Consider the following 17,120-nt stretch of genomic DNA (forward strand, 5'->3'; position numbering starts at 1 on the left):
ATCACGGCAGCACGACGTCGACCTGCAGCCCGCCGTCCGCCACCGCGACCGCGGAGACGCGACCGCCGTGCGCGGTGGCTACCGAGTTCACAATCGACAATCCGAGGCCGGCTCCGTCGCGATGGTTCAGGCGTTCGGCGGTCAGCCTGCGGAACGGCTGGAACAGCGAATCGACCGCCTCGGCAGGCACTCGGTCGCCGGAGTTGCGGACGCTCAGTGCCGGCTCGCCGCCGACGTGCACCTCGACCCATCCGCCGGGGCGGTTGTACTTGATCGCGTTGTGCACGAGGTTGGCGATCATCCGTTCGAGCAGGACGGGATCGCCGGATACCGCGCGCTCGGCGGAGTGACGGCGCAGGGTCAGTTCGTGCTCGGTCAGCTGGTCGCCGTACCGGGCGACGACGGCGTCCACCAGTTCGTCAAGCCGGACCGGGATCGTGCCGGGCAGTCCGCGGTCGGCTTCGGCCAGCACCAGCAGGCCCTCGATCAGCTGCTCGTTGCGTTCGTTGACGACGAGCAGCTGTGCCGCGAGCCGCCGCACGTCCTCTCCCCCGCCGGTGACGATCGCGACCTCTGCGAGCGTCCGCTGCACGGCAAGCGGCGTGCGCAGCTCGTGTGACGCGTTCGCGGCGAATCGGCGCTGGCCTTCGAAGCCGGCTGCGACGCGGTCGAGCATTCCGTTGACCGCCGTCGAGAGGACCCGCAGCTCGCGCTCGGTCTGGTGCGGGGGCATGCGCTGACCCAGGTTCTGCGGCCCCAGCTGGTCGATGGTGGACGAAAGATCCAGCAACGGCCGCACCACCCACGACACCACCGGACGCCACCCGCGAATCGCCACAACGACGACGAGGACCAGCGGCAGGAACCACCAGATCGTGCCCAGCGGGTTGCGGCAAGCGGTACCGCGAGGGCAGAACGAACTGTCCACGTAGGTCCCGAGCACCATGGCGGCTCCTTTGCCGACCGGGTAGGCCAGCACCAGCGCGACCAGCAGTCCGCCGAGGAACACCAGCTCGATGCGACCGCGCAGCGAGGCCCGGGCCCGTTTCAGGTAGCCAAACGGTAGCCAGCGCCGGGAACTGTGTGGACTATCGGCGGCGGGCCGAGTTTCTTCCGCAGCGTCATGACCGTCATCCGCACTGTGTTCGTGAACGGATCGGCGTGTTCGTCCCATGCCTTCTCCAGCAGCTCTTCCGGGCTGACGACCCGCTCCTCGGCCCGCAGCAGCACCTCCAGCACGGCGAATTGCTTGGGAGACAAGGACAACGGCCGGCCGTCGCGCGACGCGAACCTCTTGGCCGGATCCAGTTCGACGCCCGCGCCGCACAGCACCGGCGGCAACGAGGGTCGTGCCCGCCTCGCCAGCGCGTGCACCCTGGCGACGAGTTCGGCGAACGCGAACGGCTTCGTGAGATAGTCGTCCGCGCCCAGGCCGAGCCCTTCGACCCGGTCGCGAATACCCGCCGCGGCGGTCAGCATCAGCACCCGGGTCTCGCCGCCGTCGCCGGCGATCCTGCGGCAGATCTCGTCGCCGTGCACCCGGGGCAGGTCGCGGTCCAGCAGCACGACGTCGTACCGATGGACGGCGACGCGTTCGAGCGCGGCGTCGCCGTCGTAGCAGACGTCGACTGCCATGCCCAGATGCCGCAATCCCTCCGTGACAGAGTCGGCCAGCATCCGCTCGTCCTCGGCCACGAGCACTCGCATTCAGTTTCCCCTCACGAGCGCCAGTACACCGCCGGGCGGATAAAGACCGGATAAACGCCGATCTTAACTGCTCGGGATCACGCGCTGACTAGACCTGCGGGATGATCTTCGCCAGGAAACGCGCGTCTGGTACACGGTTCGCGGGGGCGGGCGGGCCGGTCGCGAGACGCTGGTCTGCCGCGCGGTTCCAGCGCAGCGCACGGCTTGAGCCGAGTGCGCGAATCCGGCCTCGCGCACTGCTCGAGCCGGGCGGATCCACCTCACAGCTCGGGTCAGTCAGCGGGGTCGCGATCGTCGCGTCCAGCCCATCGTCCAGGCCGCCCGCAGGCTCCGGGAGCACCGGACGGCTCGAACCGGCCGCGCAGTCCGGATTCTTGGCACAGCCTGGGCCCCTTGGGCTATCCGGGTTCGTCACATGGCCGGGATCGATGGCACGGGTATGGCCCGTCGCGCGAGCCGCCGGGAAACGCGTGTCCGTCCCGATGCTCACCGGAAAGCACGCGCCTGCCTCAGCGCGTCCGGGAATGCGCACCTTCGCCGTGAAGTCTTCCGGAGCGAACGAGCCTGCCTCCGGACTCTCCGGGAAGCGCGTGTCCACACCAGCACTCGGCAGAAGAAACGCGTCCCTCCCAGCGCACACCAGGAAACGCGCCTCGGCGGCACGGTCTCCCGGACGGGGAGCGTCTGCCGTTGGGCTCGCCGGATCGGTACTGGTTTCGCTCGGCGCGTTCGGCGCGGGCGCGACGCTGCGGCACGACCCCGTGCTGTCGGGGACCGTGTTGAGCGCCGTGCGGTTCGGCCATGGCCGCCTGCTGGCGACTGCTGTTGTCTATCTCGGCATTTTCCTCCTGATATCAGCTTGGGTCCGATTGGGACATTCTGCGCGCGCGGGCCAGGTGAATGCACGGAAGATCGTGCGGACGACCTGGATGTGGTGCGTGCCGCTGCTCTGCGCACCACCGTTGTTCAGCACGGACCTGTACACGTATCTCGCACAGGGCGTGGTGGCACATGCCGGCCTCGATCCCTATACCCGCGTTGCGGCTGACTTTCCGGGTCCGATCACCGACAACGCGGCCGGTGACTGGCTGCGTATTCCGTCGCCCTACGGGCCGTTGCATATCCTGATCGTGAAAAGCGTCCTCTCGGTGACTGGTGACAACGTGATACTCGGGGCGCTGCTGACCCGCCTTGCCATGACGGCGGGTCTGGCGCTGATGTTCGTCGCGGTGCCGATCCTGTGCCGGCGACTGGGCGCGCGGGCGGAGTGTGCGCTGTGGCTGGCAACCGCGAACCCGTTGACGGTGCTGTGCGTGGTTTCAGGCGGGCACAACGACTTGCTGATGATCGGGCTCTTGAGTGCGGGCGCTGCGTTGGTGATCACCACTCTACCAGGGTTGGGGTTCGTCTTGGTAGCGCTTGCCGCGGCGGTGAAAGCTCCGGCCGCGGTGGCGTTGCCGTTTCTCTGGTGGGAGTGGGCGCGCCGTCGATCGGGCGGGCGGATTTCTGTTCGTGGCTATGGATTCACGTTCGTCGCCGCAGTGTCCGTTGTGGTCGCTACGATAGGCCTCTGCAGTGTCGTCGCCGGGGTCGGCCTCGGATGGATTCGTGCGCTGAGCGGAAATTCGATGCTGAAGCCTTGGCTGTCGGCTTCGACTTCGGCCGGGAAGATTGTGGGCGTTCTGACGGATGATCCCGCGGAAGCCGTTGCGGTGAGCCGGATTGCGGGCTGCGTCGCGCTTGTGGTTGTGGTCACTTGGCTGTGGTGGCGTTCGCGAGCGGGCGGCGCGGGCGTGGTGCGTGGTGCTGCTGCGGCCCTGTTTGCGACTGTTGTGCTGGCACCGGTGGCTCTTCCCTGGTATTTCACGTGGCCGCTGGTTCTGGGAAGTGCTGCTGCGTGGCCTGTTTCCCGGGTCGCCGTCGCGGCTGCTGCGTCCGCGTGGCTGGTGGTCAGCACTCATCCTGACGGGAAAAGTTTGCTGCCGCCTTGGGGATTCGGGGTGCTGGCGGTGGCGTCGATCGTCGTGGGCGTGCTGACGATGCACGGGAAGTTCGCACGCCCGGGTGATGCTGGCGGTGGTAGAGTGGTGGCATCAACCTTCGAAGGTTCTTCGTTACCCATCAATGGATTTCTTGCCATTCGTGCGAATCTGCGTGCCGGTCTGGGTGTGACGCTCAAGGATCGTGACCGTGTCGCTGTTACTGCACCACGGTCGGCCCTGGCGGATGGAGACGGATGCGCCGAGGAACGCGGGTGCTCGGCTGAGCCGGGCGTTACACGGCCGTCGTGCTGACGCGGAAGGCTGAGCTTCACACAGCCGCCGCGCAGACGCGAAGGCCGAGCGTCACACGACCGTCGCGCTGACACAGAAGGCCGAGCACCACACGACCGTCGCGCTGACACAGAAGGCCGAGCACCACACGACCGTCGCGCTGACACAGAAGGCCGGGCGTCACGCGACCGTCGCGCTGGCGCAAAAGAACGACAGGCCGAGCACGCCTGGCTGAGGGCGGGCTCGGAATGGCTCCACGCTCAGCCAGGCACCGGCACAAGCCCGGCCCAGCCCGGCCAGCCCAACCCGGCACGGCATGGCACGGGACGGGACGGGACAGCACGGCACGGCACGGCACGGGCATGACAGGACCAAGGTCCAGAGAGGAGAACGCCAGAGAACTCAATCCAGCGAAACCGCGACTTGCTCCAGTGCGTCCATCGACTCCTGCATGCCACCCTCCATACCGGACTCCAGGATGGCGTCGCGGAGTTGCTTGGTATGCGTTTCGGTCAGCATGGTCACCGTGGTGCGGTTGCTCGATTCGGCGAACGTCACGGTGACCACGGGGGCGTCCGCGTCCGAGGCTCCTGGGGTTTCGTAGACCTCGGTGTGGACCAGGCGTTCGCTGGGCGTTATCTCGCGATATTCGCCGTGAAAAGCGACCTCGAAATCGCCGTTCGCCAGCATCACGTAGCGCCATTGGCCGCCGACGCGCAGGTCGATGTCCACGGACGTCACGGTGCCCCGGTTGCCTGCCCACCAGCGTTTCACCAGGTCTGGCGTGGTCCAGGCGCGGTAGACGCGCTGTCTTGGGGCGGCGAAATCGCGGGTGATCAGGATCTGGTCGTCAGCGGGCAGGGTCACCTTCGCGGTGCCGGTCGTCGTGCCGGTCATGGTTTTCCTCCTCGGTCGGGTCCATTTCTTCCAGGACGGCGTCCAGCGAGGCGAACCGTTCCTCCCAGGAACGTTCGTAGCGGCGCACCCAGTCGTGGATCGGTTTGAGGGCGCGGCCGTTCAAGCTGTAGAGGCGCTGCCTGCCCTCGTCCCGCACCTCGACCGCGCCTACCTCGCGCAATACTCGGAGGTGCTTCGACACTTGCGGTTGGCCCAAGCCCAGCATGCGGACCAGGTCGTTCACTGGGCGTTCGCCCTCGGCGAGGACGTCCAGGATTTCCCGGCGCCGTGGTTCGGCGACGGCGTTGAAGACGTCCGCGGTGGTTGCTGCCCGTGCCATCCGGCAATAATATGCCGATATGGGTATACGTCAAGAGGTCGGGCGGGCGCGGACGTGGAAGCGTTCTCCTTGCGGACCGAACAGGGCCAGGACCTCGCAGACCTCGTCCCCCGCGTTGCCGAACCAGTGCGGGACGTGGGTGTCGAACTCGGCGACCTCTCCTGGACGGAGGATTACGTCGTGGTCGCCGAGCATCAGGCGCAGCTGTCCGGACAGGACGTACATCCACTCGTATCCCTCGTGGACCCGCTGGTCGGGGGGTTCGGGGGTTCGTTCTGGCGGGAGGATCATCTTGTAGGCGCGCAGGCCGCCGGGGCGGCGGGTGAGCGGCAGGTAGGTCCGGCCGTGCCGGACGAACGGTTTCGGGTGCAGGCGCGGGTCGCCGGTCGGCGGTGCGCCGACCAGTTCGTCCAGCGGGACCTGGTAGGCGCGGGCCAGGGCCAGCAGCAGTTCCAGGGTCGGTTTGCGCTGGCCGGCCTCAAGTCGCGACAGGGTGCTCACCGAGATGCCGGTCGTTTCCGAAAGACCGGTCAGCGTCGCGTTGCGTTGTTTGCGCAGGGCGCGCAGCCTCGGGCCGACCGCGTGCAGGACCTCGCCGAGCTCCTGGTCGTCTTCGCTCATGCCGTTCAATTTGCCACTTCGGCAAAGAACTTTGTCAAGTTGGCGCGTTCTCCGGATAGTCCGGTGGCAAGGGGACCGACAGGAGGATCCAGTGGACGAGAAGTACGACGTGGTGGTGGTCGGCGGCGGTGCGGCCGGGCTCAGCGGAGCGGTGGCGCTCGCTCGGTCGCGGCGGTCGGTGCTGGTCGTGGATTCCGGTGAGCCGCGCAACGCGCCGGCCGGGCATGTGCACAACTATCTTGGCCGCGAGAGCACGCCGCCTGCCGAGTTGCTCTCGCTCGGGCGCGCGGAGCTGGCCGGGTACGGCGGCGAGGTGATCGCGCAGACGGTGACGTCGGTTGCCAAGGGGGACAACGGGTTCGAGATCTCGCTGGCCGACGGGCGGCGCACGCACGCGCGGCGGGTGCTGGTCGCGACCGGTCTCGTCGACGAGCTTCCCGACGTCGCCGGGCTGGCGGCGCGGTGGGGGCGTGACGTACTGCATTGCCCGTACTGCCACGGCTGGGAAGTGCGCGACCGGGCGGTCGGCGTGCTGTCGACCGGTCCGATGACCGGGCACCAGGCGCTGATGTGGCGGCAGCTGACCGGCGACGTGGTCGTTTTCCGGCACACGCACGGGGATTTCGACGAGGCTCCGCTGCTGGCTCGCGGGATCCGGATCGTGGACGGAGCGGTCGCGGCGGTCGAGGCCGAGGACGACCAGCTGACCGGGGTGCGGCTTGAATCGGGTGAGGTCGTGGCGCGGGAGGCGTTGGCGGTCGCGGCGCAGGCCAGGACGCGGGCGGACTTTCTCGCGCCGCTCGGGATCGAGCCGGAACCGGTGGAGTTCAACGGTTTCGTGATCGGCACGCGGGTTCCCGCGGACGCGGCCGGACGGACCTCCGTGCCCGGTTTGTGGGTGGCGGGGAACGTCACGGACATGCGGGCGCAGGTCGTGGTTTCGGCCGCGGCGGGATTGATGGCCGGGGCGGCGATCAACGGCGAGCTGGTCGAGGAGGAGGTCGCGGAAGCCCTGCGGCTGCGGGAAGAGCCGTTCTCGCACGAGATGGAGCGGGAGGTCGCGCGGGCCAACGAGCACCACGCGGAGGCGCCGCCGTTCGACCGTGCTTCCTGGGAGGAGCGGTACCGCTCGCAGGACGAGATGTGGAGCGGGCGGCCGAACGATCAGCTCGTGACCGAGGCTCGCGGCCTCGAACCGGGCCACGCGCTGGACGCCGGCTGCGGCGAGGGCGGCGACGCGCTGTGGCTCGCGCAGCAGGGCTGGCACGTGACGGCAGTCGACTTCTCCACGACGGCCATCGAACGCGGGCGCGCGCAGGCGGCAGAACTCGGGGTGGCGGACCGGATCACGTGGGTCGCGGCGGACTTGGGCGAGTGGGTGCCGGAGTCGAAGTTCGACCTGGTGACGTCGCATTTCCTGCACATACCGGCGGCGGCCCGGACGGTGGCGTTCGCGCGGCTCGCGGACGCGGTGGCACCGGGCGGGACGCTGCTGGTGGTGGGCCACGACCCCGCGGATCACCACGCCGGGCGGCCGCATATGGCGGACATGATGTTCACGGCCGAGGAAGTGGCGGAGACGTTGGATCAGTCGTGGGCTTCGGTGGCGGCGGACCTTCGCGAACGGACCGCGGTCGGGGCGGAGACGGTGGTTCGGGACACGGTGCTGGCGGCTCGGAAGAAGTGACAGCTCCCCCGGTCTGGCCGGAACCCGGACCGGGGCTCCGTCCCACCAGCAGCGCGAAACAGCCGCGGGCGAGCGATTTCAGCATGGCGCGCACGGTCGTCCTCGTTTGAGGCCGCCGATTCCCGTTGCCGCACCGAGGATTCCGGCAAAGCCGTCAGGGTGTTCGGAGTGCGGAAATCGCCGGTCGCGGCGCGGCGGGCAGAGCTGCCCGGCAAGACGGCGCGGTCGCCGAGGACCAGCCGGCCCGATAAGCGGCTAGAATCCGGGTCCGGATCCGCAGCTGCGGAGTTCACGGCAAAAAGGGGACGCGGATGCGCAAGACTCTGCTCGCACTGATGACAGCCGCTCTCCTGGCTGTAGTCGTAGCACCCGCCGAAGCGGCTGTCGGCGTCGAGGTCGGCGGTGCTGTCGCCAAGCCCGGGGATCTCAGCACGGCACAGTTGGACGGCGCGCGGCTCGATCAGGTCGTGAACGACGCGTCGCCGGTGTTGCCGCCCGGGAAGCACACCATCCTGCGGGTGACAGTCCGGGTCACCGGCGCGGCACATCGGACAGTGACGTTCGCGCTTGCCGAACTGGACCCCTCGTTCGGCAATCATCCGGCGGTGTTCCGCGACGGACGACGCGGAGTCGACCTGACCGTGCCGGGCGATCGCGACGGATCACGGACGGTTCGCGACGTCCGCGCGGTCTCCGTCGCGGTTTCCGCCGCGCGACCGGCCGCACAGCCGGTCCAGGTCACCACGCACGGCCGATCAGTGACGTTGCCGCCCGCGTTGCTGGCGAAACTGCCGCGGCGAACGGTGACCGCGCGATTCGCCTCCGACGCCGGAACGCAGACGCATCAGGAATCCGGACCGCCCCTCGCGCTCGTGCTCGCGCTGGCCGGAGTGCTGCCGAAACCGGACACCTCGGTGGTCGCGGTGGGGGCGGACGGCTACGGCGCGGCGGTGACGCTCGCCGAAGCGTGGACGGGCGGGCGGCCCCTGCTGCTGTCCGTCATGGAGGATGGCAAGCCCCTCGCGGAGCCGCGGCTGGTGCCGCTGGGCGACGTGAAGGGCGGACGATATGTCTCCGGAGTCACCGCGCTGGCGGTCGGCTGACCGGGAAATCAAATGTGGTGCACGGATTCCACGGTGTACAGGTGCGGGTCGCACTCGGCCAGGGCCAGGGCGGCGGACATGTGCTCGCGGCATTCCGGGTCGGCCGTCATGGCGTGGAAAGCGTCGGCGCTCGCCCACTGGGAGTAGTTCACCACGCGCGTGCCGTCGGTGCTGGCATGGATGTTCGCGGACACATAGCCCGCCTGGTGGCTCATGGCTTCCTCGGTGGCCGTGGTCAGGACTTTGATCAGGGCCTGCTGTTTCTCCGGGGCGACGGTGAAGACGTTCACCAGGGTGACTACGTCGGCGTCGGTGCTGATGGTCGTCATGGCTTCTCCTCGGGAATGCTCGTGACCGGCAACCGCCATTATGTGTAAGGTTCCTGTCATGGGTCAAGAGACCACGCGACGGCCGGGGCATCTCGTGAAACGGGTACAGCAGGCGTTCCGGCAGGCCTCCGACGAGCTCTTGCGGCCGATCGGGCTGTCGATGGCGCAGTACGCGGTGCTGGCGGCACTGGCGGAGAACCCGGGGGCGTCCTCGGCCGAGCTGGCGCGGCGTTGTTTCGTGACGCGGCAGTCGTTGCGGGACGTCCTGACCGGACTGAAGACGGCCGGGTTGGTCGCGGTTGCCGAGGAAGCGTCGGCCGGGCGGGCGCGGCCGGTGCGGCTCACGACGTCCGGCGAGGCCCGGCTGGAGGAGGCGCATCGGGTGGTCGACGAGGTCGAGGAGCGGATGCTCGCCGGGATGCCGGAGGACGAGCGGCACCGGCTGGCCGAGCTGCTGAGCATCTGCTCGGACAACCTCACGGACCGATGAGTTTTCGGCACCCTGCCGGTCTGCCTCGTATCGGAGCACACGAGGAGGATCCATGGGCAAGGTGCTGTGGCACGTCGCGATGTCGCTGGACGGGTTCGTCGCCGCGGACGGGCATGCGATGGATTGGATGTCGGGCGCGCGCGTCACGCCGGGGGCGCACGAGGAATCCATCGCGCGGGTCGGGGCGATTCTGGGTGGACGGCGCGGCTTTGACGCGCTAGCCGCCCGGGTGCCCGGGGAGGTCGCCAAGCAGCCGTACGGCGGAGCGTGGAGCGGGCCGGTTTTCGTGCTCACGCATCATCCGGAGGACGCCCCGGCCGAGGACGGGGTCACTGTTCTCGACTGCGACGTCCGGGAAGCGGTCGAGATCGGGCTCGCGGCGGCGAGGGGGAAAGATCTTGAGCTGCACAGCCAGGATATCGCGCGGCAATGCGTTGAGCTGGGGATTGTCGAGGAGTTCCGGGTGCATCTCCTGCCGGTGATGCTGGGGTCCGGGGTGCGGTTGTTCGACAATCCGGGCGGGAAACCGGTTCGGTGGGATCGAGTGCACGACGGGGATCCCGCGCTCGCGGCCGACCTGCGGTATCGGCTCGCCGCGGGACACTGAATCCCGGTCAGCGGGACGGATCGGCATCCTAATGGCGTATGGCCACCACGGGATTATTGGTCTATACCATTTGGACAGGGGTTTACCGCCCCTCGGTCCTCACCGTGGAGGTTCCACCTATGCGTCTCCCCTCCCCCCGGAAACTGGCGGTCGCGCTCGGCGGGTTGCTGGCCGTAGCCGGACTCGCGGTCCCGCAGAGCACCGCGGCTGCGGCGAGCGACTCGTCGATCGCGCTCGCGCCCTATGTGGACATGGGCGCGTGGCCGTCGCCCGTGCTGTCTTCGATGGCCGAGCAGAGCGGCATCAAGAGTTTCACCCTCGGCTTCGTCACCGGAGCCGCCTGCAAGGCCAGCTGGTTCGCCGCCTACGACCCTCGCCAGGGATGGCAGTCCGACGAAATCGCGAAGATCCGCGCGGCCGGCGGGGACGTCAAGGTCTCCTTCGGCGGCGCGTCCGGCGTCGAACTCGCGCAGGCGTGCGGCGACGTCACTTCGCTGGTCGGCGAGTACGAAGCGGTGATCAAAGCCTACGACCTCAAGTACATCGACGTCGACATCGAGGGTGCGGCGGTCGCCGACCCCGGTTCGATCAAACTGCGTTCGCAGGCACTGAAAAAGGTGCAGGACGACAATCCCGGGCTCAAGATTTCCCTGACACTGCCGGTGCTTCCGACCGGGCTCACCTCGGACGGGCTGAACGTCGTGACCTCGGCCCGGGACGCGGGCGTCAATCTCGACCTGGTGAACGTCATGGCGATGGACTACTACCAGGGTCCCGGCGACCAAGGGGCCAAGGCGATCCAGGCGGCGCGATCCACACAGGCGCAACTGAAATCGGCGCTCGGGCTGTCCGATGCCGACGCTTGGCAGAAGGTGGGCCTCACGCCGATGCTGGGCGCCAACGATTCGCAGAACGAGATCTTCTACCAGAAGGACGCCAGCGCGGTCGTGAGCTTCGCGCAGAGTGTCCACATGGGAATGCTGTCGTTCTGGGAACTCGGCCGGGACGCGAACGCGTGCAGCGGCCCGCTGTACCGGTGCACGAACATTTCCCAGCAGCCGTACGAATTCTCGAAGATCTTCGCCGGGTATTCCGGCTGACGATGCCGAGCAGCCCGGGCCCGGCGCGGGACCCGGGCTGACTCCGGCACGAGATCAGGGCAGGTAGTACATCGGGTTCGGCAGCTTCACCGGGTGGTCCGCGTAGCCGCCTTCGAGGTCGCTGAACTGGTCGCCGACGTTGAGCACGATGTGCGCGCCGGTCGACTGGATGTGCGCTCGGGTGCCCGACTTGTACTGCACGGTGTCGCAGTTCAGCCCGCACGGCAGATAGTCCGGCGGGGTGGTCTTCGGCTTGAAGTACGCGCCGGCCGGCGTCGGGTAGCCCTCGTTGGCGAGGTTCTTGAGCGACTGCGGGCCCTGCTGGTCGTTGCGGCCGGTCAGGAAGTAAACCCGCACGCCGCGGTCGGCGGCCCACTTCGTCAGCTCCAGCACCGGCTTGTTGGCCTCGAATGTGCCGTCGTCGATGGCTTTCTGCTGCTTCACCGGGTCGAAACCGAAGTCGTTGTCGGCCTCCCAGCCGTAGGTGACCTCGGACGTGTCGTCCACGTCGAGCACGATCGCCGGGTTCTTCACCTTCCCCAGCTTCTGCTGCAGGTACCGCTTCGCGTCGGCGACCACGCGCTTCGTGTCGGTGACGAACCGGCTGGTCTCGGAGTAGTGGTGCTTGCCGGACGCGTCGAGCCAGTCGCCGTAGTACGCCTTGACGTCGTTCTTCACCTGGCCGATGTTGGCCGGTTCGCGGCCGTGCGCCGCGGTGACGGCGTCCGACCCGGCGAGCGCGGTCGCGCCGCCTGCGACAGTGGCGCCGACGGCCGCGGCGGCGGCCAATTTGACGAGAGCGGGAAAACGAGACACAGCGACCCTCCAGTGATGATTCGTCAACCCGCAGAACTTACGCCGCGTTCCCCGGCTTGAAAACCCTCCGTTGGGATGCGTTCGGCCCGGCATACGAACGCCACCGGCGACCGGCCGATCCGGGTCAGCACCACAGTGGACTCTTCGCGACCGCGCGGTTTCAGCTTGCGACGCAGGGCGTCCGGATCCACATCGAGACCGCGGACCAGGATTTCCAGCCGTCCGACGTCGAGCTTCTTCAACGCCTGCCCGAGCGTCTTTTCGCGGTACGGCAATTGCTCCAGCACCCGGAAGGCGCGCACGCCGGGTGGCGGCGTGTCGCCGGTGAGGTAGGCGATGCGTTCGTCCAGCTGCCACAAGCCGTGCCGCGCCGCGTAATGACGCACGAGTCCGGCCCGCACGACCGCGCCGTCCGGGTCGATGAGCCACTCCCCCGCCGCCCGCACGGGAATGTCGTCCGGTTCCGCGTCGGTGAGAGTCCACTGTGCACCGTCCGAACGCAGCACTGTCGCTCGGCGGGCGACACCGGACGAGAGCCCTCGCCACAGGCAGGCTTCGCGGACTTGGCCGTCGAGCGACACGAGTTCCACCTCGTCCGCCCACGCTGCGATGGAGAAATCCATGCCGGGCGCGCATTTCACCGACAGGACCCGGCCGGGACAGGCGGCCACGAGCGCGTCGAGCGGCGGCAGGAAGTCAGCCGGACGCCACACCCGGCGGCCAGCGGAGTCGCGGCGAGCCGGATCGGCGACCACGGCGGTGTCACGGGAAACCGGGCGCAAGGCGTCGGCCCGCGCGACGAGCGGCGAGACTCCGGCGACGGAAGCGTTGTGCTGAGCCATTTCCAGTCGCACCGGGTCCACATCGGACCCGATTGCCACCGAAGCGACCTGAGACAGTTCAACCAGGTCCGCGCCTACCGAGCACGTAACGTCATGCACGGCGAGGCCCGCCAGCCGCGAAGCCCGATGCCGGGCCACTGGCGTAGCGCTCGCCTGCTGCAAGGCGTCGCCAGTGAAAAGCCATTCTTCGGAAGAAGCCAGTTTCAGCACCGATTTACGCCGCAACGCAACGGTTTCCAGCACCGGGGAAGCGTGCTCCCCGGCGAGACGACGAGCCGTCGTGACGTCCGCGATCCGCGAGCCGTCCAATGTGGAGCACTCGGCGAGCGCCGCCCGTCCCGCGGCGGAACGCAGGAAGGCGACGTCGTCGAGCGTGAAACTGTAGGGCAATTCAGGACGGCCGCTTGGTCCCGGTGATCATCACGTTGTAGAACAGCTCGCGCGGCAGCACCTTCGACAGCAGCTTCTTGTCCAAAGCGGACAGTCGCAGCCACAGGTGGTAGGCGAACAGCCGCCAGCGCACGGTGAGCTTCTCCTGCGGCACCGCGGCCTCGAAGGTGCGGATCGGCCAGCCGGCCAGCGCCGCCGAGAACTCCTCGGTGACCGCGCGGACGTCCTGCGCGCCGGCGCCGCGCGCCATCGTTTCCAGCTCCGACGGGTCGAAGGTGTGGATGTCGACCACCGCCTCCAGCGCCGCCGCGCGCGAGGATTCGTCCAATTCCGACTGCGGACGCCGCCAGCCGCTCAGCGCGGGCAGCTTGGTGATGTTCGTGGTGAGGTACCAGGTGAACTGGCCGAGCCGGCGCGCGTAGCGGTCGCCGATTTTCGTCGGCTCGCCGGCGAACACGAACCGCCCGCCCGGCTTGAGCACGCGCAGCACCTCGCCGAACGCCTGGCGCACGTCCGGGATGTGGTGCAGCACCGCGTGCCCGACCACGAGGTCGAACGTGTTGTCGTCGTACGGGATCCGCTCCGCGTCGGCGACCCGGCCGTCGACGTCCAGACCGAGGCCTTCGGCGTTGCGCAGCGCGACCTGCACCATGCCCGGCGACAGGTCGGTGACCGAACCCTTCTTCGCGACGCCGCCCTGCATCAGGTTCAGCAGGAAGAACCCGGTGCCGCTGCCCAGTTCCATCGCGTGCTGGTACGGCTGGCCGTCGTCGCCCGCCACCGCGTTGAACACGTCAGCGGCGTAGGAGATGCAGCGCTCGTCGTAGGAAATGGACCACTTCTCGTCGTACGTCCCGGCTTCCCAGTCGTGGTAGAGGACGTTCGCGAGCTTCGGGTCGGCGTAGGCCGCCTTGACCTCGTCTTCGGTGGCGTGCGGGTTCGGCGCCGGGTCGGACACGGCAGTCACTTCCCCTCGAAACTGGCTTTGCCGGGGCCGTTGTCGATGAACGACTGCATGCCGTTGCGCTGGTCCTCGGTCGCCCACAGCGCGGTGAACAGCTGCGTTTCGATCTTCAGGCCGGTGGCCAGGTCGACGTCGAGGCCGGAGTCGATGGCGGCCTTGGCCGCGCGCAGCGCCACCGCCGGGCCGTTCGCGAACTGCGAGGCCCACTTGCGCGCCGCCGCGTACACGTCGTCCGGGGCCACGACCTCGTCGACGATGCCCAGCTTGAGCGCCTCCTCGGCCTTCACGAACCGGCCGGTGAAGATCAGGTCCTTGGCCTTGCTCGGGCCGATCAGCCGGGTCAGCCGCTGCGTGCCGCCCGCGCCGGGGATGATGCCGAGCTGGATCTCCGGCTGGCCGACCTTGACGTTGTCGCCGGCGATCCGCCAGTCCGCGGTCAGCGCCAGTTCGAGGCCGCCGCCGAGGGCGTAGCCGGTGATCGCGCAGACGACCGGCTTCGGGATGTTCGCGACCCGGGCGAGCGACGCGGTCAGCTCGGCGCCGAACTTCGCGATCTCCGGGTAGGCGCGGGAGGCCATCTCCTTGATGTCCGCACCGCCGGCGAAGGTCTTCTCGCCGCCGTAGAGGATCACCGCGCGCACGTCGTCGCGGTCGGACGCCTCGCGCGCGGCCTCGGCGAGCTCGGCCTGCACCTGGTTGTTCAGCGCGTTGACCGGCGGCCGGTCCAGCCGGATCGTGCCGACCCCGCCCTCGACCTCCAGGGTTACGAACTCTCCCACGGGATTCCTCCTCGTTGACGATCTGACAGCAGGCTACCGGCCGGTAAGGACAACTTACCGGCGGCGGGCGAAGAACCGCTCGCCCGAACGCTGCAGCACCAGGTCCTGGTCGAACGTCTTGGACAGGTTCTCGCTGGTGATCACCTCGTCCACCAGCCCGGACACCACCGCGCGGCCCTCCCGCAGCAGCAGCGCGTGGGTGAACCCGGGCGGGATCTCCTCGACGTGGTGGGTGACCAGCACCATCGCCGGCGCGTCCGGGTCCATCGCGAGCACCGACAGCCGGGCCACGAGGTCCTCGCGGCCGCCGAGGTCGAGACCGGCGGCGGGCTCGTCGAGCAGCAGCAGCTCCGGGTCGGTCATCAGCGAACGGGCGATCAGCACGCGCTTGCGCTCGCCCTCGCTCAGCGTGCCGAACGTGCGCTCGGCCAGGTGCGCGATGCCGAGCGTGCCGAGCAGTTCGGTCGCCCGGTCGAGGTCCATCCGGTCGTACTGCTCGCGCCAGCGGCCCATCACCGCGTACCCGGCGCTGACCACCACGTCGCCGACGAGCTCGTCGCCGGGCACGCGCTGGGCGATCGCGGCGGAGGTGAACCCGATGCGCGGGCGCAGGTCGAAGATGTTCACCTTGCCGATGCGGTCGCCGAGCAGGTCGACGGTGCCGGAGGTGGGGTGCAGTTCGGCGGCGGCCAGGCGCAGCAGGGTGGTCTTGCCCGCGCCGTTCGGGCCGAGCACCACCCATCGCTCGTCCAGCTCGACCGCCCAGTCGAGGGCCGCGAGGAGGTCGTTTCCGGTACGGCGGACGCCGACACCGGACATCCGCACGACGAGATCGTCAGGATCGCTGGGCAGGATCGGCTCGCTCACGAGCCTATTGTGGCGGTCGCCCGGGCGCGGGCGCGCACCCGCCCGGGGCTAACGGCGCGCCGGGTGTCCAGCCGCTGGGACGAGCGGCCGTGAGCGCGGCGCTGTGGCAGCATCCCCGGCATGTTCAGGTCCGCGCGCCCCGTGTTGTGGCGCCGTCGCGCGATCGACCTGCTCCTGGTCGCTTCCAGCGGATGTAGCCGGGCGCGGCACGCACGCTGATCCTTTGTCGGCGTGCCGCGCTGCCTCGCGTCCCGGCACCGACTCATTCCAGGAGCACTCGCGTTGACCACGTCCATCGTCCGTCCGGAAGTCGAAATCCACCCCCAGCTGACCGATCCGCTGCTGCCCGAACTGCTGCACCCGTCGCGGCTGCTGTGGACGCCGCGCGAGCTGGCCGACCTCACCCGCACAATCACCACCGAACTGACCACCAGCCTGCGCGAGGTCCTGCGCTTCGACGAGGACCAGCGCTGGTGGGCGCGCCTCGCGCTGACCGACGGCGTCGAACTGTGGCTGCTGTCGTGGCTGCCCGGCCAGCACACGAAACCGCACGACCACGGCGGCGCGTCGGGCTCGTTCACCGTGCTGCAAGGCGAACTCGGCGAGGAGTACCGCTATCCCGGCGGCCCGGTGCGCCGCCGCACGCACGCCGCCGGGCAGGGCATCGGCTTCGGTGCCGGGCGCGCGCATCAGGTGCTCGGCGTCGGCAGCGAACCGGCGGCCAGCGTGCACGCCTACTCGCCGCCGCTGGTGCCGACGCGCGAGTACACGAGCCTTGCCGACGTGCCTAACGAGATCCCGCCGCTTCCTGCCATTGTGCGGTCATGACCGCACTTGACGGTTTTCTCGCCGACGCCCGGTCCGCCTTGGACCGGGCGAACCCGGCGCGCGCCGCCGGCTTGCAGGCCGAGGGCGCGCTGATCGTCGACATCCGGCCGTACGCCAACCGGCTCGCCGAAGGCGAGATTCCCGGGTCGGTGGTGGTCGAGCGGATCCATCTGGAGTGGCGGCTGGCCCCGGAAAGCGAGTGGCGGCTGCCGGGGGTTACGGCGGAGACGGTCGCGGTGGTGGTGTGCAACGAGGGGTACGCCTCCAGCCTGGCGGCGGCGGATCTGCAGCGGCTGGGGCTGGTCAAGGCGACAGATCTCGCGGGCGGGTTCCGGGCTTGGGCGGCGGCTGGGCTGCCGGTGCGCGAAGGCGGGTCGCCCGCGGTCCCATGAGTGCCTCCATGCCTCGTTGGGTGCATCTGAGGCACCCGACGAGGCATTGTCAGCAGCTGTGGTGTGCGGCTTCGCAACGGCGATGCGC

Annotated in this window: 19 protein-coding genes; 8 read left to right on the forward strand and 11 right to left on the reverse strand. The window is 69.0% G+C overall.

Translation table 11 applies throughout. The annotated features are described in order from the left end of the window. Position 1: 1 nt before the first annotated feature. Positions 2 to 1,009, reverse strand: coding sequence for a sensor histidine kinase (locus BM362_RS18530; protein ID WP_244287203.1), 1,008 nt, complete (start codon positions 1,007 to 1,009; stop codon positions 2 to 4). Between the two features lie 38 nt (positions 1,010 to 1,047). Next, on the reverse strand, positions 1,048 to 1,707 hold the full coding sequence (locus BM362_RS18535) for a response regulator transcription factor (protein WP_093573988.1): 660 nt from the start codon (positions 1,705 to 1,707) through the stop codon (positions 1,048 to 1,050). Positions 1,708 to 2,231: 524 nt separating this feature from the next. Between BM362_RS18535 and mptB the strand changes: the two genes are divergently transcribed. Beyond that, on the forward strand, positions 2,232 to 4,001 hold the full coding sequence (gene mptB / locus BM362_RS46880; RefSeq protein WP_143132451.1) for a polyprenol phosphomannose-dependent alpha 1,6 mannosyltransferase MptB: 1,770 nt from the start codon (positions 2,232 to 2,234) through the stop codon (positions 3,999 to 4,001). Between the two features lie 381 nt (positions 4,002 to 4,382). On the opposite strand, the gene BM362_RS18540 is transcribed toward mptB, so the two are convergent. Genes BM362_RS18540 through BM362_RS18550 form a run of 3 tightly spaced genes read right to left on the reverse strand, consistent with a single transcriptional unit; the run spans position 4,383 to position 5,838 of the window. Next, a complete protein-coding gene (locus tag BM362_RS18540) occupies positions 4,383 to 4,877 on the reverse strand; it encodes an SRPBCC family protein (protein ID WP_093573989.1) in 495 nt (164 codons plus the stop codon). Next, on the reverse strand, positions 4,831 to 5,217 hold the full coding sequence (locus BM362_RS18545; protein ID WP_093573990.1) for an ArsR/SmtB family transcription factor: 387 nt from the start codon (positions 5,215 to 5,217) through the stop codon (positions 4,831 to 4,833). Before BM362_RS18545 ends, BM362_RS18540 begins: the two co-directional genes overlap by 47 nt. Before the next feature lie 30 nt (positions 5,218 to 5,247). Next, positions 5,248 to 5,838, reverse strand: coding sequence for a helix-turn-helix domain-containing protein (locus BM362_RS18550; RefSeq protein ID WP_093573991.1), 591 nt, complete (start codon positions 5,836 to 5,838; stop codon positions 5,248 to 5,250). Between the two features lie 91 nt (positions 5,839 to 5,929). Here BM362_RS18550 and BM362_RS18555 point away from each other — a divergent pair, with 91 nt between their 5' ends. Further along, on the forward strand, positions 5,930 to 7,525 hold the full coding sequence (locus BM362_RS18555; RefSeq protein WP_093573992.1) for a bifunctional NAD(P)/FAD-dependent oxidoreductase/class I SAM-dependent methyltransferase: 1,596 nt from the start codon (positions 5,930 to 5,932) through the stop codon (positions 7,523 to 7,525). 311 nt (positions 7,526 to 7,836) lie between these two features. Beyond that, a complete protein-coding gene (locus BM362_RS18560) occupies positions 7,837 to 8,628 on the forward strand; it encodes a molybdopterin-binding protein (RefSeq protein WP_093573993.1) in 792 nt (263 codons plus the stop codon). An 8-nt stretch (positions 8,629 to 8,636) separates the two neighbouring features. On the opposite strand, the gene BM362_RS18565 is transcribed toward BM362_RS18560, so the two are convergent. Continuing rightward, positions 8,637 to 8,957: an antibiotic biosynthesis monooxygenase family protein gene (locus BM362_RS18565; protein WP_067583353.1), complete on the reverse strand. Its 321-nt coding sequence runs from the start codon at positions 8,955 to 8,957 to the stop codon at positions 8,637 to 8,639. Between the two features lie 58 nt (positions 8,958 to 9,015). Here BM362_RS18565 and BM362_RS18570 point away from each other — a divergent pair, with 58 nt between their 5' ends. The 3 genes from BM362_RS18570 (at position 9,016) to BM362_RS18580 (ending at position 11,154) form a co-directional block, all read left to right on the forward strand. Further along, positions 9,016 to 9,447 (forward strand): MarR family winged helix-turn-helix transcriptional regulator, encoded by a 432-nt coding sequence (locus BM362_RS18570; protein ID WP_093573994.1) that lies wholly within the window; start codon positions 9,016 to 9,018, stop codon positions 9,445 to 9,447. Positions 9,448 to 9,499: 52 nt separating this feature from the next. Further along, entirely contained in the window at positions 9,500 to 10,054 is a 555-nt protein-coding gene (locus BM362_RS18575; protein WP_067583359.1) for a dihydrofolate reductase family protein, read from the forward strand. Positions 10,055 to 10,173: 119 nt separating this feature from the next. After that, the gene (locus tag BM362_RS18580) at positions 10,174 to 11,154 is read left to right on the forward strand and encodes a chitinase (RefSeq protein WP_093573995.1); all 981 of its coding nucleotides are present in this window, start codon (positions 10,174 to 10,176) and stop codon (positions 11,152 to 11,154) included. 54 nt (positions 11,155 to 11,208) lie between these two features. Here BM362_RS18580 and BM362_RS18585 read toward each other — a convergent pair whose 3' ends face one another. From BM362_RS18585 to BM362_RS18605, 5 genes are read right to left on the reverse strand one after another with little or no spacing between them, the layout of a single operon-like run. After that, complete coding sequence (locus tag BM362_RS18585) at positions 11,209 to 11,970, reverse strand: HAD family acid phosphatase (protein WP_067583367.1); 762 nt, start codon at positions 11,968 to 11,970, stop codon at positions 11,209 to 11,211. Between the two features lie 23 nt (positions 11,971 to 11,993). Further along, positions 11,994 to 13,202, reverse strand: a complete 1,209-nt coding sequence (locus BM362_RS18590; RefSeq protein WP_093573996.1) for a class I SAM-dependent methyltransferase — start codon at positions 13,200 to 13,202, stop codon at positions 11,994 to 11,996. A gap of 1 nt (position 13,203) precedes the next feature. Beyond that, the gene (locus tag BM362_RS18595; protein WP_093573997.1) at positions 13,204 to 14,169 is read right to left on the reverse strand and encodes a class I SAM-dependent methyltransferase; all 966 of its coding nucleotides are present in this window, start codon (positions 14,167 to 14,169) and stop codon (positions 13,204 to 13,206) included. Then, entirely contained in the window at positions 14,166 to 14,945 is a 780-nt protein-coding gene (locus tag BM362_RS18600) for an enoyl-CoA hydratase/isomerase family protein (RefSeq protein WP_093573998.1), read from the reverse strand. Before BM362_RS18600 ends, BM362_RS18595 begins: the two co-directional genes overlap by 4 nt. Positions 14,946 to 14,999: 54 nt before the next feature. Then, complete coding sequence (locus BM362_RS18605) at positions 15,000 to 15,812, reverse strand: ABC transporter ATP-binding protein (RefSeq protein WP_067583375.1); 813 nt, start codon at positions 15,810 to 15,812, stop codon at positions 15,000 to 15,002. A 282-nt stretch (positions 15,813 to 16,094) separates the two neighbouring features. Between BM362_RS18605 and BM362_RS18610 the strand changes: the two genes are divergently transcribed. Together BM362_RS18610 and BM362_RS18615 are read left to right on the forward strand one after the other, a co-directional pair. Then, complete coding sequence (locus tag BM362_RS18610) at positions 16,095 to 16,640, forward strand: cysteine dioxygenase (protein WP_093573999.1); 546 nt, start codon at positions 16,095 to 16,097, stop codon at positions 16,638 to 16,640. Then, positions 16,637 to 17,032, forward strand: a complete 396-nt coding sequence (locus tag BM362_RS18615; protein ID WP_093574000.1) for a rhodanese-like domain-containing protein — start codon at positions 16,637 to 16,639, stop codon at positions 17,030 to 17,032. Before BM362_RS18610 ends, BM362_RS18615 begins: the two co-directional genes overlap by 4 nt. Positions 17,033 to 17,120 lie beyond the last annotated feature (88 nt).

The sequence above is a fragment of the Amycolatopsis rubida genome (genome assembly GCF_900115345.1).
In the GTDB taxonomy this organism is placed as follows: domain Bacteria; phylum Actinomycetota; class Actinomycetes; order Mycobacteriales; family Pseudonocardiaceae; genus Amycolatopsis; species Amycolatopsis rubida.

What these genes read in the sequence shown, in the direction of transcription:
- BM362_RS18535 (WP_093573988.1), bottom strand. Translation starts at nt 1,707, where the DNA reads ATGCGAGTGCTCGTGGCCGAGGACGAGCGGATGCTGGCCGACTCTGTC.
- mptB (WP_143132451.1), top strand. Translation starts at nt 2,232, where the DNA reads ATGCGCACCTTCGCCGTGAAGTCTTCCGGAGCGAACGAGCCTGCCTCC.
- BM362_RS18540 (WP_093573989.1), bottom strand. Translation starts at nt 4,877, where the DNA reads ATGACCGGCACGACGACCGGCACCGCGAAGGTGACCCTGCCCGCTGAC.
- BM362_RS18545 (WP_093573990.1), bottom strand. Translation starts at nt 5,217, where the DNA reads ATGGCACGGGCAGCAACCACCGCGGACGTCTTCAACGCCGTCGCCGAA.
- BM362_RS18550 (WP_093573991.1), bottom strand. Translation starts at nt 5,838, where the DNA reads ATGAGCGAAGACGACCAGGAGCTCGGCGAGGTCCTGCACGCGGTCGGC.
- BM362_RS18560 (WP_093573993.1), top strand. Translation starts at nt 7,837, where the DNA reads ATGCGCAAGACTCTGCTCGCACTGATGACAGCCGCTCTCCTGGCTGTA.
- BM362_RS18565 (WP_067583353.1), bottom strand. Translation starts at nt 8,957, where the DNA reads ATGACGACCATCAGCACCGACGCCGACGTAGTCACCCTGGTGAACGTC.
- BM362_RS18570 (WP_093573994.1), top strand. Translation starts at nt 9,016, where the DNA reads ATGGGTCAAGAGACCACGCGACGGCCGGGGCATCTCGTGAAACGGGTA.
- BM362_RS18575 (WP_067583359.1), top strand. Translation starts at nt 9,500, where the DNA reads ATGGGCAAGGTGCTGTGGCACGTCGCGATGTCGCTGGACGGGTTCGTC.
- BM362_RS18580 (WP_093573995.1), top strand. Translation starts at nt 10,174, where the DNA reads ATGCGTCTCCCCTCCCCCCGGAAACTGGCGGTCGCGCTCGGCGGGTTG.
- BM362_RS18615 (WP_093574000.1), top strand. Translation starts at nt 16,637, where the DNA reads ATGACCGCACTTGACGGTTTTCTCGCCGACGCCCGGTCCGCCTTGGAC.